Genomic DNA, 16415 nt, shown 5'->3' with positions numbered 1-16415 from the left:
GGTGAAGTCGATAAAGAAAAACCAAGGTGTCGCAGGTATTTTGTTCGTTGGTCTATTGCCTATGATGGTTATTTTCATGGCATTTTCGATGCAGATGTCTCAACAGATGCTAGCACATACTAGGTTATTGGAAGCCGCAGAGGTTGCCAGTTTAGCACTTATTGCGAGCCCTAAAGAGGATGAAGAAAAGAACGTAAAGTATGCACGCTATTTGGTCGATAGATACGTTGTTGACAACACGGATGATGTTGATGTTGCTGTGTATACCAGTAAGTGTGAGTACAAAGACGGCTGCGTCCAAGCCAGCGGTGAACTTGCTCCATTTAGTGACTTTGTGGTAAGTGCGACTGCCAAATATACGTCTTGGATCGCGTACGAAGAGATGAACTTAAAGCCTGAGTTTTCGGTGAGTGGGCGAGCAGTTACGCGCAAGTATCTCCCTCAGCCTGTTGATGTCTATTTTATCGGTGACTTTAGTGGTTCTATGACTTACTCGTGGAAGAACGGAAAAATGAAACTCGATGTTGTAAAGGAAACCATTAAACGAGTCGTCGATGACATTGAAGAGTTTAATACGGAAGAAAAGAGCCGAGTTTCTTTGCTCGGGTACAACCCGCTCCATGTTAAACAATCTGATGAGATAGTAAGACTTAATGCTTATGGTTATCGTGCTTCATGGCGAAAGAAATATGCTTATGACTACGCTCGGAGCTCTCCTGCGACAACGGTTAGACGAATGTTTGATAAACCAACTTTGTATAATGAGATCATTGAACCATCGTATGGAATGAGTAGATATCAAGTAGAGAGACTTTATAAGCGAAACAATGATTTTGATGATGACTACAAGTTTTATGATATTCCACTGACTGAAGACTATGACAACTTTCGAGCTCAGTTGATGAGCGCTCAGTTGAAAGCTGGTGGAGGCACCTCTTCTTGGAACGGGATCATTGCAGCGGCACAAGAAGCCAATAAGGCGACCAACCTTAACCCTGAACAAGTGTTTATTGTGTTATCCGATGGTAGCGACAACGACAAGACTTATTTACAGAAATTGGTGGATCAGGGGTTATGTAAAAAGCTGCGATCAACCATTTCAGCGAAACGAAATCGCTTCCAGAGTAATGCCCCAACTGAAGCCGAGAAAACCAAAGTCACGATGGGCGTCATTGGTATTAATTATAAAGTGGCAGAAACCGATGGCTTTGGAGATTGCTTTGGTAAGAAGAACATCTATCACGCTAAAGATGGGGAAGATGTATACAAATACATTTTGAATTTGATTAATGAAGAAACCGGAAAACTAAAGGATTAACATGAGATACCTAGTGATTTTATCTACGATGCTAATGTCTCCATTGGGCTATGCAAACTGCTTGGGTGATGTTGGCGAATACGTCACTTCTAAAATGTTGGTGTCTTCTCATACTGTTACGACACAAGTGATTGGGAAGCTGGTAGAGCTAAATGAGAAACCTCAAAATGAGGTGATCAATAGAAAGAGTGAAGTGATTCAAATCGGAGCACAAGATGATGTGTGTTTCTATGATAAAGCGACGCAATCCCTGGTGCTTAATTACCCAACTAATGTGTACAAATTGGATGAAAGCCATAAGCAAGTATTAGGTCAGTACCTTAGCTTAGTGAGTGATAAGTCCAAAATTTATATAGAAGGTCACGCAGATAGTGTAGGCAGTAAAGGCTACAACAAAGCCCTGTCATCTCGCCGTGCCGGACAAGTGGCGAGCTACTTGAAGAAAGATCTTCACCAAGGAAGTCGCATCGTTGAATATGCGTATGGCGAAAGCGCACCCATTTGTAAGGTTGCAGACAACAAGGCAACAGGTTGCAATCGACGAGTTGTGATAACAGTTAAGTCGTAATGGGTTTTGTTTTCATTGTCTGTGTTTTTATTTTTTGGGCCGCGATGTTGAGCGGTGTATAAAAAAGGGAGCCTATTTAGGCTCCCTTTTTTGATTCATCACGTTACTCGCAAGCTGGGTGAAATTAACCGACAGTTATGCCGCCGGTTCTGGTTGTTCTATTGTCTCAATCTGAATTGGTGCTAGATACTCACACAGCTCATCGTAAGGGATAGGGCGTGAGAAGTAATAGCCTTGCATCAAATCACATCCACAAGCCTTTAGAATCGAGAAGTGCTCGTTGGATTCTACGCCTTCTGCTAATACCACCATGCCGAAGTTTTTACCGATTGCGATAATGTTTTGCACCATGGTTAGTGACTGCTGGTCTATAGCGATGTTCTCAATGAAACTCTTATCAATCTTAAGTTCGTCGATAGGGAGTGCTTTCAACATGCTCAACGATGAATAGCCGGTACCGAAGTCATCCAGAGAGATCTTAATATCGTTTTCTTTGAGTGCTTTAAACAGTGGTTTGACTATAGCTACATCCTCAATGAACAAGCTTTCGGTAATCTCTAGCGTTAAACAGCTTGGAGAGAACTGATACTTTTCAAGCGTAGCGAATAAGTGCTCAGAGAACGACTTATGTGAAAACTGACGGACGGATATGTTGATCGAAAGCCCGATCTTCTGTTCTGTCGTTCGATGTAAATGAGCGATCTGCATAATGCTCGACTCAATAATAAACGTACCGAGTTTTTGCATTAAGCCAGTGCTTTCTGCGACTGGAATAAACACATCGGGCGGGACAAAACCTAACTCGTCATCAATCCAACGAACGAGTGCTTCGACACCATGAGTGCTCTTATCGGTACGTACCAAAGGTTGAAAAGCCATGAACAACGTCTGCTTCTCGATAGCGATACGTAGCCTCTGTTCTACTTTCATTTTGTAGAGGTGAGCGTCTTGCATCGCCGTGGTGAAAATACTGTATGAGTTCTGTTGTTGCTTCGCTTTGTACATCGAAATATCGGCAGAACGGAGCAAGCTATCCAAATCTTTCCCATGTTCAGGGAAGCGCGCAATACCGATGCTGCAACCTAGTAAGAACTGAGATTGTTCGACTTCATAAGGTTGAGAAAGCACCTCGATGATACGCTCTGCGAGTCGTTTAATTTCAGACTCATTGGTTATTGGAGTTAAGAACAGAAACTCGTCGCTCGATTCGCGAACCAATAGGCTCAATCGAGAGCGGAATCGCATTAAACGCAACGCTATTTGTTTAAGAACCTTGTCACCAAAATCATGCCCGTGAGTATCGTTGACGCATTTAAAGTTATCGATATCGATGAACAGCAGTGAGAATTGCTCTGACTCATTTTCAATCCATTTATCAATATTTCGACGCATGTATAAGCGGTTTGGCAGAGAAGTTAATGGATCGTGATTTGCTTGGTAGATCAACTGGCTTCGCGTTCTTTGCTCGTTCTTGGCAATCGACTTAACCAAAACGTAGAAACCAAATTGAAGGAAAATAAAGGCGCCGAAAAGAATGCCAAACTCTTGAAGGAAGATGCTATCAACGTGAGTCAGATCTGTGCGTCCAACGACCCAAAGTTTGTAATCTGGAATGTATTTAGCGCTGAGCAGTGAGTGATACATGTCGTCATCGACGCTGAAAGAGTAGGTATTATTTCCTGTTTTAGCCTCTTCGAGACTGACATTCACTTGTTGTGCAAAACGATGAATGATGCGTCTTACAACATCATTATCAACCGGCTCAAGATACGCTTCGAGCGATTCAATATCGCTCGAATAAAATTGTCGGTAGTTGTCAGGTCTTAGCAAGGTTAGGGTGTTGTAGCTGCCGGCGTGTGCATTGTTCTCGAATACTATTGTGCTGTCTAAGCGCAGGCCTGCTGTCATTACCGCATCGACATTTTTGCCATCGATGGAGATCGATTTTCTTAGCGGAATCACCAAACTGTTCAATGATTCTTGGAAATAGGTACGACCCAATACCATTTTTTCGCTAGACATAGCCTCTAGAAATGAATCTCTGGTGTATGGATGATTCAGTAGGTTGTGTTGATCAGATAACTGCAGGTTAGAGCTGATTGCAAGATAGTCCCCTTGAGGGTTTAGTAATCCGAATGCTGCGATAGCAGGGTGAGTATCAAGCAGTTTATCCAATATTGGACGAATTTGAATGGCGGCAGTACGAGTGAAGTCAGACTGTTGAGCCAATTGATGCCCAACCACTTCAAGAAGGGCTTCTTGACTGGTGAGAAGCGAGCTTACAGAGCTAGAAAATAGCTCAACTTGGATATGCTGTTGCTCAATGAAATCATCTCTGTTTGCTTGCCACTTGGTTGCGCCCAACACGGCGAAAAGTATCAAGGTAAGCAGTACGATCAGAGCGTACAGCGACCAGATATTTTTCTTAAATAGAGCCATGAGATGCCTTTTGTTGGTTACTACTTCTAACAGAGTGCAAGTGACAAACTATTGGGTCGTCAGCGTGATTCATGCAATGAAAGATACAAACGCCAATGATGAAAGTATCAATGATTAAATAGTGTAACGACTACGAACAAATATTCTTGAGTGAAATATTAACATTCACACGAACAATAACGGTTAGTGCATGATTGCTCACGATTTATGCTTTGCAAATTTATACAGATTAATAAAAGAACAGTGCAAATCGAGATTTGGTCTCAAACGAATATAGCGTTGTCGCAAAGCAAAGAGCTTACTCAGTGAGATGTTAAGTCATCACTAACAGTAAGCCCTTTATGCATGCGCAGTATATTCTAACAGTGGCAGTAAGCGAAGTTGAATTACTTTTTGGTCACAGCGATAGGTAATTGCTCATTAGCACCCCATTCAGTCCATGAGCCGTCGTAAACGCCCATTTCGCCTGAGTATCCCGCCAGCTTAGCGGCCAGTAGAATGATGCAGGCCGTCACACCGGAACCACAACTAAAGAACATAGGTTGAGAGGGGGTTAAAGCTAACGTTGAAAAGATGTCGGATAGCTCTTCTTGGGATTTCAATTTGCCTGCATTCAATACTTGTGCGAAGGGTAAACAAATAGAATTTGGAATATGGCCACTGCGCAAGCCTTCACGTGGCTCTGGTACTTCTGAATCGAAACGAGCTTGTGAACGTGCATCTAGAATGTTTGCACTCTTATCATCGGAATAACTATGGATTTGCTGAGCATTGACAAAGTAGTTGTCTTGGATATGACCCTCGAAGTTACCCGGTGTTGCTTCAGTTCTGTACGAAGTTTCTGTGGCGTAACCCGCTTCGATCCATGCAGGCAGGCCACCATCTAAGATGTAAACGTTTTTGTGCCCCATCGCCATAAACATCCACCACGCACGAGGCGAAGCAAAGGTTCCAGAGTTATCGTAAACCACAACCGTACTGTCTTGATTGATACCAATTTCGCGAGCACGAGTGTTGAAGTGTTTTTCGGAAGGGAACATATGAGGAAGCAAGGTATGCTTGTTGCAAAAATCTTTGTCGTAATCAAAACGAATAGCACCAGGAATCATTTGTCCTTTGATCTTTTCCGACTCACTTGGCATCTGAAATTCGATACTGGCGTCTAGGATTACAATGTTGTTTTCTTCTAGCAAACGTTGTTGAAGCTGTTCCGGTGAGATGAGTGGCTGATTCATTCTTCTTATATCCATTTTTGTTGTAGTTATTACTGTGGTATATCGACGACTAAGGCGCAGTTCTACAGTGGATGAACTGATAACTGCTTTGTCCGGTTATTTGATTGTTTAATGTATCAAGCGCGACCACAGAATCAATAGGGCAGTCTGTGGTGGGTGCAATGGAAACGCGAAATACTTGATCATCTTCTGTCTGAACGGTGAGGTAACGTCTGTGTCCGTCTAGTGATTGAGTGAGGGTGTTGGAAATCACTTTGGCTTGAATGCGTTGTCCTGTCTCTGAGGTCAAAGGGAAATAGGTGAGAGCCAACAGTACGCCCACACCACACATTAAGATAAATAGACCTATTTTTAACTGTTTCATGAGAGTAAGTCTTTGAAGGTTATCTTGAAAATATAAGTGAGATCGGCGTTAAAGTGAATCAAGTCAATCAGAAATAATGAACTCACTCTAGATTCTAACCCAAACAAAAAGTGAGCATTTCAGCTCACTTTAAAGTTATCAGGAATGAGTTATAAAAACTCTTAACTAAGGTTTCTTACCAAACGATTTGAGAATCAGTGCTCGATACCACTTGTTGTAATGGTGGTTGACCATCGTAAAACCAAATTTCGACCAAGAGAGAGTCGTGGTTCACAGGCGCAGTAAAGTTAGAGGCAAATACACCATTGTCTAACGAGCCTGCAATCACTTTACTTGAGTAGTCCGGTTTCAAGGTAGAGTCATCTCGTGTGCTAAAACGGCTATAAACGGTGACAAAAGAGCGAGCGGTTGAAATGCTACTGATGTCGATGTCGAGATCAAATTGCTCAATTGAGCTGTAATCAAAGCCATCGGGCACAACCACATCACTCATCGTATAGGTTGGAGTTGCTGCCGCACTTGTCACTGAAGAAGGCGTTCCCGTCACTGGCGTTGAAGGCGCAGCAGGAGTCGACGGTGTTGCTGGTGTTGGCGTCGATGCACTGCCGCCTCCACCACCGCCGCCTCCACAACCAACCAATACCAGTGGAGTGACAGCTAAAATAACAGCCAACGATTTCTTCATATTCCAAGTGCTTTGTGCAGACATACGATTTTCCTCAGATAGATTGCGACTTGAATCAACGCAATGAGCTTTTCGATATTGTTTATTGTGAATAGTCATAGCGTTTCTCCTTATGGCACATAGCATTGGTTGTCTGCTGGTGATGCGAACCAAGTTTGGTTATTTTCACCGCTTGATTCTGCCCACTGCTTAAACTCTGGGTAAGCAGTTACGATATCCACGTATTCTTGCGGCCATTCCCACTCTTCTGTTGATGTGATAATGAGAGCCCAAGGGTGGTTTTCCGCTGTCTTGAAATATTTCCCTGTTGCTGGGTCGCTATCATCAACACCGATTCCAGAATCAAATAGGTTAACAGTGTCAAAGGCCTCGGTTGGTGCTTGGTCTGGCAAGTGAACTTCCCAACTGCGTCCTGGGTGCAGCGGTAGATTTTCACCGTGATAGTAGCCCGGTGTTGCAAAGATAAACGGGTCGTAAGGCATATCTGTCCATGTATCAGTACTTATACCATCGCCTGATAAGCTGATTCCTATTTGGAAAGAAAACTGTTCGTCGTCTTTACATGAGTTGCTGGTTCGATAGAAGGTACATGATGTCTCTGTTTTAGACGTTAAATCTTCGGCGGCAATAAATATCGCCTCACTACGTCCGTCCTCCATGTCTAAGTCAGTAAAGATACCATTGTGTTTCATGTAAGAGTTTCCGCTGTCTACCGAGCTTGGAGCAAGGTTTGGTAAGCGAACGGCGAAGCCATTTTTATAGGTTGCACCAACAGCAGCTAGGCGACCGTCGATGGTGGATTTTACAACTTTTCCGTCTTTTAAGATTTCTGTGATTCGATACATAATCACGGCATCATTCATATCGTAGTCGGCTTTATAAGGCCAATTGTCTTCATACGCCAAGGTTGCGTAACCCGAAGCGCTTGGGAAGTAACGAGCTGTGGCACCGTCATTAAGAACATCGACTTGAATATCAACCACCTCACCAGAGGTTGAACCGCCAAAGTAGCTCAGATTGGTTTGTTGGCTGAATCTGAAGCGAGCCCAAGTTGTACCTGTTAATGCGTTGATATCGACATTTAGGAACAAGTCATTCTCACCCGCATCCAGTTGGTAGTCGGTAAATACTTGCTCATTAGCGCCGTCGAAGCTGCCATCTTGGTTCCAATCAATCCAAGCTGAAAGGTAACCGGTTGTTGAAGCTTCAATCACAACTTTTGAATCGAGTCCTGCTTCAAGTGCGGTAACAAAACCGATACCACCGTTTGCCCACTCGTCATCAATACCAACACTTTCATCAGATTGCGGTGTTACGTAACCATCAAGGTCAGCATCTGGTGCGTCTGTACCTAACCAGGTGATGCCATCAAGTTCATGTCGAGGACCATTGTTCGCCAGTAACGTTAGGTAGCTGTCTGGTGCGTCACCGAAGTCGATGTTTGAGTCTTCATCAACAACAGGTGCGTTGGCACAACGAGCACCATCGTTTTGACCAGAAGCTGGGCCATTCGAAACAAACTCAACAGCTGGAACGATCCCAGCAGCGATATTGGCCGCATTGTCTGGAGATAGGTTGATACGGTAGATCTTACCGTCTTGATTTCGAGATACGTAGTAGTAGCCGTTTACATCGAAATAACCTGCACCGAACGTACCTGTTTCTCCAGTATCACCGATGTAGGTTTCTGCGCCTGTGGTTGGGTTGAATTGGTACAAGTCACCAGAGTTATTATCGATACCATATAAAGAGCCATCACTTGGGTGGAAGGCAAAATCAGTCAATCTCACAGTTGCTGGACTGCCTGCGATTTTGTTGACTGTAACGGTTGCATTAGGATCTGAATCGAGAGGGGATAGATCAACCGTGAAGAGCCCTTTACCGGTGCGATATAGGTAGTAAACATGGTCGTAGACATCGCCGACATAGAAGGTGTGATCGGTTGGTAAGCCACTGGTATTGATAACTTCTGCTTGGAAGTCTTGGCCAAGACGCACTAGACGTTTGTTGGTGGTGTCATAGCCATAAATATAACGATCCTGGAAATCAAAACCAACACCATTGATATTGGCATTCATACCGGTATCGTCTTCCAATAGAGTGGTTGACCCTGTTACAAGGTTTACACCCCAAACCTCAACGGGTTTCGACTGAAACAGGTATGCCTGACTAGGGCAAGTATCGAATGGCGCTGCGTTGGCGACCAGTGGCGCGCTTAATAGCAAACTTAACGTTGTAATTCTCATATCTACGTCCTTGTTATAGAAGGTCTAGATACTTAATCAAGTTGCATGCCATTTTTAAACGATTGATTTTAAATGTTATTTTTTACTGAAGTGTTAATCTCTCAATTTGAGTGCCAATATGCAAATACAGGTCTATGGCGAATAGAAAGTTCGATACGATTACTATTCGAATAGCGGAAATTTGAATTTAAAAAGTAATTATGGATGCTTGTCTAGTAAGCAATCGATATATTCATTCGTGAATGGAATAATATCTGAAAATACTTTAGATGACAGAATGTTTTCAGGGTTTGTTTTTATTCTTACGTAGCGAAAGTGTTTACCAAAAACTTTTACTCCTCCGAATTGTATAGCTTCTCCTTTGGCAATAATTTCGCACTCCGAATTTGAGTCATAAAGAGTAAATCCTTCTTGGTCATGGCAGTTAACTTGTAAGTCTTTGATATTTGTATGTTGTCGTAACCTATTCAAGATCATTAAAATCATGACCATTCTTGGCTGAGCCATGGAACAAAAAGCTGAAACAATATACATGGTCAAATTGGTGCTTTGATGATCCTCCGGGACGATAAATTGACAGTCAGAGAGTTTATCTGGGACGCATTGTGAGGGTAACGTTGAAGTATCTAAGTATCCATGGAAGAGGTGCCCAACTAACTTCCCTGTTCCGTCAACGAATATTTCAAGCATTATATTCCGGTTATTGAGCTCGGAAAGGTTCGTTTTCATTCCTAAATAATCGTTATGAAATACACTTAGTTTGCTATAAAGTTCTGGTTCGTCAGTTAATGATTCACAGTGGAACGTCTTAAAATCATTTGAGTCTGAACTGTATGGGTCGCGAACCCTTGACTGTATTTTTTCGAAATGGTTAACTTTCTTAATTGGCCCTTTCTCTTGTGGGTCAATCAATAACGCAACATCTTCCCCCACAATTCGAGCAATGAGCAATTGCTTTACCAGTTTTGGCGTTGTAACACCGCGTTCCCAGCGACTAAACGTTGTGAGATCGAGCTTAGACAATGTCGGATCTGCCTCGATCAGTAACTCAAGCATCTCCTGTTGCGTTAAATCTCGATCCTTTCTTGCTTGTTCTATGAAGTGTGCAAACGTGAGTGGCATTCTTTGTTCTCGATAATCTCAATTGTGATCAGTATTGTTCGATTGTTTATGTTATTCAATGGTTTTGTTGCGTAATTCCGTGGAACTAAATCAAGAATCTACGAACTGATCAGCTACGTCCACTTCCTCTCGTTGCCCTATGCCTAAACCTCGTTACAAAACAACCAACTGGAAGCAATACAATCAATCACTCATTAACCGTGGTTCTCTGGTCTTTTGAATTGATGAAGAGGCAATAGGCGGGTGGGCGAAAAGCAAACAGAATAAGCGCGGGAGGCCGCGTCGGTTCATTGATTTAGCTAAAACGAGAGGAGCGATACAGCACCTAGCCATTGATGCTACTGGTCTTAAGGTTTATGGCGAGCGTAGAGTCTGGCGAAAGCTTTATATTGCAGTCGATACAAGCTCTCATCAACTCATTGCTGCCGAGCTAAGTTTATCAACGGTTACAGATGGAGAAGTACTCCCGAACTTACTGAGCCAAACACGGCGAAGTATCCTTGAGGTGTCTGGTGATGGGGCTTACGACATGAGAGCGTGTCACACTACTATTAAGATTAAGGGAGCCGTTGCGCTTATTCCCCAAGAGAAGGGGCAGCCTTTTATTATAGATGTAGATAAAACGAAGGTAGGTATTGCTATCTTCATTGTTGATGGTTTTATCAAATCGGCATTTTCGTTACATAGAATTTTCAAATGCTCAATATTTCTTTTCCAGTGTTCCGCATAATTCACTTCATCCGGTCACCGACAAGCGTTAACAAATTTAAACGCAGGTGCGGGATTATTAATTAACGAAATATTTAATCTTTAAAGGAAAGTAAAATGTTAAACTTCAAAAAAAGCGCACTAGCATCAGTTCTTCTAATGGGTATGGCAGCAAGCGCAGGTGCTAACGCAGCTTCAAATGCTACTGTTCTATGGAGTGGTATTGTTCCAACAACTAGCCCATCAGATGCTCTTGTCATCACTGGCCTAGCAGGTGATCTAACAGCGCTTAACGGTACTATTACTCCAAGCACAGACGGTGTGTTTGAATCAGATACTATCGTACTTGAGTCTCACCTAAACGATGGTGATGCAGCAACTCCTGTTGTTGGTGCATTAGCTGCAGCTAACTGGACTCTAGTTGATGCAACAGTAACTTATGACGGTATCGCAAACCCGGGTCAAGCTGTTGAAATTGATGTAAATGGTGCACCAGTGCTCGTTGGTGATGTTGTTTCTTCTGTAGAAACTATTTCAACTAAAGTTAAGCAGACTGCTGTATTACCTGAAGCTGAAGTAGGTGGAACTACTGTTCAAGCATCAGTAACGGTTATGGCTGACCTTGTTTAATTTTTAGAAAATCCCTGATTTGAAGGCTCGTAGTAATTACGAGCCTTATTTTTCTGCAACGGTAGTCAATATGAAAAAAGTCTTATTACTATTGGCTTTCATGAGTATGAATGCCAACGCCGCTTTTAAAGTGCTCAACATTACCACAAGCCTAGATGTAAGCAATCTTTATATAAATTCAATTAATTCTGTTGAATTTATTCCCGCAGTTCTGAGTTTGACGTCAAGCCAAGATAAAACAAAGTTTGATGACGTTAATACTACATTAAGAATTGAAACAGATATTCCATTTGAGTCTTCGGATATTCCTTATGTTTCAAAGTTAACGAAAAATATATCAACTTGTACAGACTACTCTGGAGCGAGCAATGTTCAGGATGATTTCGTTCAATTAACGATTGATGGGCAAAGCATATCTGAGGGACAATCCGTCTCTTTTACAAATTTCAATTCAAATGATGGCGATAATAAGTACAGCGTGCATGACATTATATTAAGTTTTAAGTCATTTAAAGATATCACCACAACAGGCCAGCCGGAGAGGTGTAATGGTGAGATAGAGTTCAATATTGAGGTAGATATATAATGTCCAGGTTCAAATTCGCAGCAATGGCAATTTTAGTACTGTTGCCTTTGTATTCGTATTCAAGTTATAGCCAAAATATTCTTGAAGGCTTTGAAGAACTGTTTGAATTGAAAGAGTCAACAGTCCGTATGCGTAACTTAGATGGCTCCCTTACTTCACCGATCTCATTTTTAACGTCATTTAACACGTTAAAATTAGACTCGAATAATAAAAAGGCGATTGCACAGGTATCTGACTATTTAAATGATAACACTGTGTCGGCTGAGTACCAGCAGAAGATCATAGATCAATTAATGGTTGGTATACAAGATCAGTCTGAGTGTTTAGGGAAGCTCGATGAATGTGAGTTGTTTCCAGAAACGTTTGAAATCGTTCATAACTATAACGATCAAGAAGTATATGTTTTTGTATCTCCACAGGTATTGTCATACTCGAATCTCGATGACGAACTGGTATACCACTCGTCTCTGAGCCAACACAATGGGTTAATCAATTCATTTGATCTGTACGTGAGTGAATATCAAGATCAAGACTCAATCGTTTCTTTAAATAATGAAACGACACTTGGGCTGCCTTACGGGCACCTCAAAACTGATTTCAATGCCAACAACAGTGATAACGGTTCTGAATTGTATGAAGCGGCGTATCATTTAGATATCGATTCTTACTCATTAAAAGCGGGTCATTTTGAATTTGAGCCAGAGGTTAACTCTACCGACTTCCTGAATAACACCGCTCGTGTTGCTCAAAACTCGCTCACGGTAGGTACCTCAAAAAAGTTGCTCGTAGGCGGACATAATAACGATAAAGTTTTGAGCTTTTATGCTTCCACAAGTGGCGGTGTACAAGTTTTTCGTGATGGTCGATTAATCTTTCAAGATAACGTACCAGAAGGGCATAACTCAATTCCCTACAGCAAGTTACCATCAGGTCGTTATGAAGTTGTACTTGAGGTGACAAGTGGTGGGCAAGTTATTAACACCCAGACTTATCAAGTATATAACACCAAAAGTGACTCTCTGACTCAGGGAGAAGTGGATTTCGTTGCTACTGCCGGTATGTTTTCAGGAAGCCATTATGACTACACGGAACATGGCATTCAAAACATTGAAGACGATGTTTTTGGCAAGGCATTAGCTAACTACCAACTCACCCGTTCATTGCAAGTAGGCTTCGGCGGCTTGTTCACGGAAAGTGGCACAATGTACACCGTTGGTGGTGCATACAATCTGATTGATTGGGATTTGAGTACCGAGGCTGTGTACAGCCAATTCGAAGATGCATCTCACTTAAACGCTAATATTGGTATCCCTTATTTAAGCTTATCTTATGAGTCTCTTGACAATGAACTTGGTGATCCAGTTGCTTCTTATATGTACGGATATGCCGATTATTCACGTCTATCGTTGAATTCTTCGTACAGCTTCCGTGGCGGACAATCTGTGTATGCGGTTTACTCGCTTAATAACGACAAGCAGCTCGACAATTTAGGTAACTCGGATGAACAGGAACAGCAGTTTATTTCCGTTGGTTACAGCACGCCCACAGTTTTAGATTCTCGAGTTAATATTAACGTCGATTACTCTGAGGCAACGGACGACACATCAATTAATTTGTTATGGAGTGTTCCGTTGTCAGACACAGTAGAAACCATCGTGGGACTGACGAGTGATAGAGATGACGTTAATCAGTTTAAAACAACAGTGAGACGCAATCAGTTAATTGACTCAGACTCTTTTAACACGTCGCTTGAGGTGAGTAACACCTATGACCGACAACAAGATGATATGTATCAAGACGCACTGTTGGCCACCAGTGGCACGACTAAATACGCTCGAATGAACGCCTCCGCCCATATGTCAACTAATGGAACGAATGGCATCAATGCTGGTTTGTCTAGCACCCAAATTGTGACGACGGATGGTGTTTATATTACCGATAAAGCGGCAACGTCTTATACGCTTGTCGATATTCATGAGTCATCTAACACAGAGCAAACGCTTGATGAAAAGGGTTACTTCTCTCTTAAAAAAGAGGGGCGAGACAACAGCAAGTTCATCGTATATAACGATGAAACCGTTGTGCCTTTGGAAGATTATAGTCAATATCGCGCGAAGTTCGACTCAGAAAGCGTTGACCTCTACAACTCTGGTGATAGCAACGTAACCGTGTTCACACATCCAGGGACGGTTGCTTCTATAGAGCCAATAGTCAGTCGTATAGTTTCGTTCGTCAGTGCTTTTAATGATATCTCAGAACAACCGATTACAGAAGTGGAGTGTCATGGAGAAGGTTGTATTGAAGTCAATGAAATGGCTGATGGTGTTTATCGCGTAACCGTATTGGAAGGCATGAACTTTGAATTGTCAGCGAAAGAAAGCCAATGTTTATTACCTTATGAGTTTACTTCAACAAATCAGATGAACTTTGGTCAAAACTATTGTTTGCCACTAGCTCAAGACAAACAGATAGACTTAATTGACGCAGATCAACGGCTAAAAGCGATGTATTTAGGTGCATACGAAAGCTCGACTCAACTGAATAAAGCGCTTAAAAAGCTCGAATCACACGGTTATCGAATTATTCAGAAAAAAGTTGGTTCGTTTAAGGCAATCTATATAGCTCATGAATCTTTAAACATGGCGGAAACAATTGCGCTTTATAAAAGAGATATCGATCAGTTAAAACTGTTGGCAAAGCGACTTTATCGCACCAACGTCATTACTTACCCTGTCGCACAAGTTAATTAAGGAGGGGGAAATGAAATCCAATAAAATTCTACTAAATTTAGTATCACTCACCGCCATATTGTTATCTATAAGTGTACAAGCTTTTACGGTAGATAAAATGGTTATTGTCTCTGATGATAAAGGTAACGGTATCGTTACATTAACCAACGATGAATCTCAACCAATTTTTGTTCAAGCGAAGGTGGATGAAATAAATATTGTTGATGGAGAGCAGGTAGAAAAAAGACGGTATACAAGAGACAACTTAAACGACTGGAAGGTGTCATTAACGCACCAGAAGTTGGTTTTAAAGCCTGGAGAAGAGAAAGATATTGGTATACGTAGTTTATGCCACAACGCTACATGCGATAATTCGCAAGATTTGATGTTTATGTTGTCTTTTTCTCCAAGCAAGTACAGGCCTGGGGAAGTTGTGAGTGGTGTGGAAATTAATTACGGATTCGCACCTGTTTATATTATTCCCACAACACAACCTAAGTATGCTTATGAATTAACCAACAACGGTGAAAGTCTAAGAGTTGTAAATAAAAGTAATACCATGCTCAACTTTTTTGTTGATGCATGTGGCGCTGAAAATACAGCCCAATGCAAACAAAAATTTACTGTTGTATCGGGAAGAAATAAGACGTTCCCTCTAACCGAAACTATGCGAAATAATGAGTTGACCATTACCGTGACATCTCACGACAGAAGCTATTCAAAGAAAGAAACGGTGACGAGAGGGAAAATCTAATGCTTGGACGTATCCTATATATTGCAGCGTTTATTGCATTAATGACGACAAACATGGCTCAAGCTGCGTTTGAAGTTCGCGCGGAAGTGAAGGCTGGTGGTGTTCGTTGGGACAATGTAACACGTTACAACGGTAGAATGCTTCCAAGTACGTGGGGAACTCCTCCAATGCTGCAGGCTTCAGAGGCTTGGGCGGCCGCGACGTTTTCTGGTACACCTGCAACCGAGATGACTTTAATTGGCGGGAATGGGAATACTTCACCATCAATATCGATCGATATATCGGGCGTTCAATACAATACTACTGGAATTGAATTTGCTCAGTCAGCGAATACGGTGGGTGGCGGGTGTACATTTGATGAGGTGTCACTACCAATTGTGACTGTTGAAGGTCCGAACTGTGTTTCGTCTGTTCTATTAACAAACAAACAAAAATCGAGCCCATTTATTTTTCTGAGACCTATTTTCGATATTAACGAAAATGAAATAGTGTCGGCATTAAGTGGGCTACCAGAGGGGCTATATTCAGCTACAGTGCCAGTAAATATTCGTTACTACTACGAAAATGACGGGATTAGGACTTATCGCAATATCAATGAAGTGATGTTGTTTTCATTTGATTATCAGCCTGTTCAACTCGACAATGTTTTTGTAACTGGAGATGGTGTCTTGAAGCCAGTCTACGATACAATTGGCAAAAGAATAACATCAACAACATTATTCAATATTACAGCGAATGGTTATTTTAATGACGGAATTGTTTTAACCATGCCCCAACAGACATACGAATTGGTTAATTCAGATAGTCCTGGAGTGGTTATTCCTTATAGCATACATTGCGCTCAGTGTGACTCTGGTAACTTAGTCAATGAAGGATTATTAATGAATCAAACAACGGCTATTTCAGAAGGTGCTGGAGTGCAAACAAGCATCAATTTCACTTTAGACTTTAATTACGATATAGAGGGCAGCTCGGCTGTGTCCGGTGATTATTTTGACGAAGTAACGATCATGTTGGAGCCCGGTATTTAA

The 16415-nt window shown here is 41.9% G+C and carries 13 protein-coding genes and 1 pseudogene; 8 read left to right on the top strand and 6 right to left on the bottom strand.

Annotated features, from left to right (window positions below; genetic code table 11):
* The first annotated feature begins 1 nt into the window (after position 1).
* Positions 2 to 1318 carry a VWA domain-containing protein gene (locus L0992_18370; GenBank protein XGB69990.1) on the top strand — a complete coding sequence of 439 codons (1317 nt, stop codon included), beginning with the start codon at positions 2 to 4 and terminating at the stop codon, positions 1316 to 1318.
* Position 1319: 1 nt separating this feature from the next.
* Positions 1320 to 1886 carry an OmpA family protein gene (locus tag L0992_18365; GenBank protein XGB69989.1) on the top strand — a complete coding sequence of 189 codons (567 nt, stop codon included), beginning with the start codon at positions 1320 to 1322 and terminating at the stop codon, positions 1884 to 1886.
* 135 nt (positions 1887 to 2021) lie between these two features.
* Here L0992_18365 and L0992_18360 read toward each other — a convergent pair whose 3' ends face one another.
* The 6 genes from L0992_18360 to L0992_18335 all read right to left on the bottom strand — a co-directional run bounded on the left by L0992_18360 (position 2022) and on the right by L0992_18335 (position 9977).
* Positions 2022 to 4325, bottom strand: a complete 2304-nt coding sequence (locus L0992_18360; protein XGB69988.1) for an EAL domain-containing protein — start codon at positions 4323 to 4325, stop codon at positions 2022 to 2024.
* A gap of 386 nt (positions 4326 to 4711) precedes the next feature.
* Complete coding sequence (locus L0992_18355; protein ID XGB69987.1) at positions 4712 to 5560, bottom strand: sulfurtransferase; 849 nt, start codon at positions 5558 to 5560, stop codon at positions 4712 to 4714.
* A 49-nt stretch (positions 5561 to 5609) separates the two neighbouring features.
* The gene (locus L0992_18350; protein XGB69986.1) at positions 5610 to 5924 is read right to left on the bottom strand and encodes a hypothetical protein; all 315 of its coding nucleotides are present in this window, start codon (positions 5922 to 5924) and stop codon (positions 5610 to 5612) included.
* Between the two features lie 175 nt (positions 5925 to 6099).
* Positions 6100 to 6708 (bottom strand): hypothetical protein, encoded by a 609-nt coding sequence (locus tag L0992_18345; GenBank protein ID XGB69985.1) that lies wholly within the window; start codon positions 6706 to 6708, stop codon positions 6100 to 6102.
* Between the two features lie 11 nt (positions 6709 to 6719).
* A complete protein-coding gene (locus L0992_18340) occupies positions 6720 to 8855 on the bottom strand; it encodes an LruC domain-containing protein (protein XGB69984.1) in 2136 nt (711 codons plus the stop codon).
* A gap of 198 nt (positions 8856 to 9053) precedes the next feature.
* The gene (locus L0992_18335) at positions 9054 to 9977 is read right to left on the bottom strand and encodes a helix-turn-helix domain-containing protein (GenBank protein ID XGB69983.1); all 924 of its coding nucleotides are present in this window, start codon (positions 9975 to 9977) and stop codon (positions 9054 to 9056) included.
* 139 nt (positions 9978 to 10116) lie between these two features.
* On the opposite strand from L0992_18335, the pseudogene L0992_18330 reads away from it, so the two are divergent.
* The 6 genes and pseudogenes from L0992_18330 to L0992_18305 all read left to right on the top strand — a co-directional run bounded on the left by L0992_18330 (position 10117) and on the right by L0992_18305 (position 16415).
* Positions 10117 to 10572 (top strand): annotated as a pseudogene (locus L0992_18330) (transposase).
* Positions 10573 to 10802: 230 nt separating this feature from the next.
* Positions 10803 to 11315 carry a hypothetical protein gene (locus tag L0992_18325; protein XGB69982.1) on the top strand — a complete coding sequence of 171 codons (513 nt, stop codon included), beginning with the start codon at positions 10803 to 10805 and terminating at the stop codon, positions 11313 to 11315.
* A 70-nt stretch (positions 11316 to 11385) separates the two neighbouring features.
* Positions 11386 to 11901 carry a hypothetical protein gene (locus L0992_18320; protein XGB69981.1) on the top strand — a complete coding sequence of 172 codons (516 nt, stop codon included), beginning with the start codon at positions 11386 to 11388 and terminating at the stop codon, positions 11899 to 11901.
* Positions 11901 to 14651 carry a TcfC E-set like domain-containing protein gene (locus tag L0992_18315; protein XGB69980.1) on the top strand — a complete coding sequence of 917 codons (2751 nt, stop codon included), beginning with the start codon at positions 11901 to 11903 and terminating at the stop codon, positions 14649 to 14651. Before L0992_18320 ends, L0992_18315 begins: the two co-directional genes overlap by 1 nt.
* 10 nt (positions 14652 to 14661) lie before the next feature.
* A complete protein-coding gene (locus L0992_18310) occupies positions 14662 to 15384 on the top strand; it encodes a hypothetical protein (protein XGB69979.1) in 723 nt (240 codons plus the stop codon).
* Positions 15384 to 16415, top strand: a complete 1032-nt coding sequence (locus tag L0992_18305) for a hypothetical protein (GenBank protein XGB69978.1) — start codon at positions 15384 to 15386, stop codon at positions 16413 to 16415. Before L0992_18310 ends, L0992_18305 begins: the two co-directional genes overlap by 1 nt.

The sequence above is a fragment of the Vibrio pomeroyi genome, assembly GCA_041879425.1.
Lineage (GTDB): Bacteria > Pseudomonadota > Gammaproteobacteria > Enterobacterales > Vibrionaceae > Vibrio > Vibrio pomeroyi_A.
This window is presented reverse-complemented; position numbering and strand designations above follow the sequence as displayed.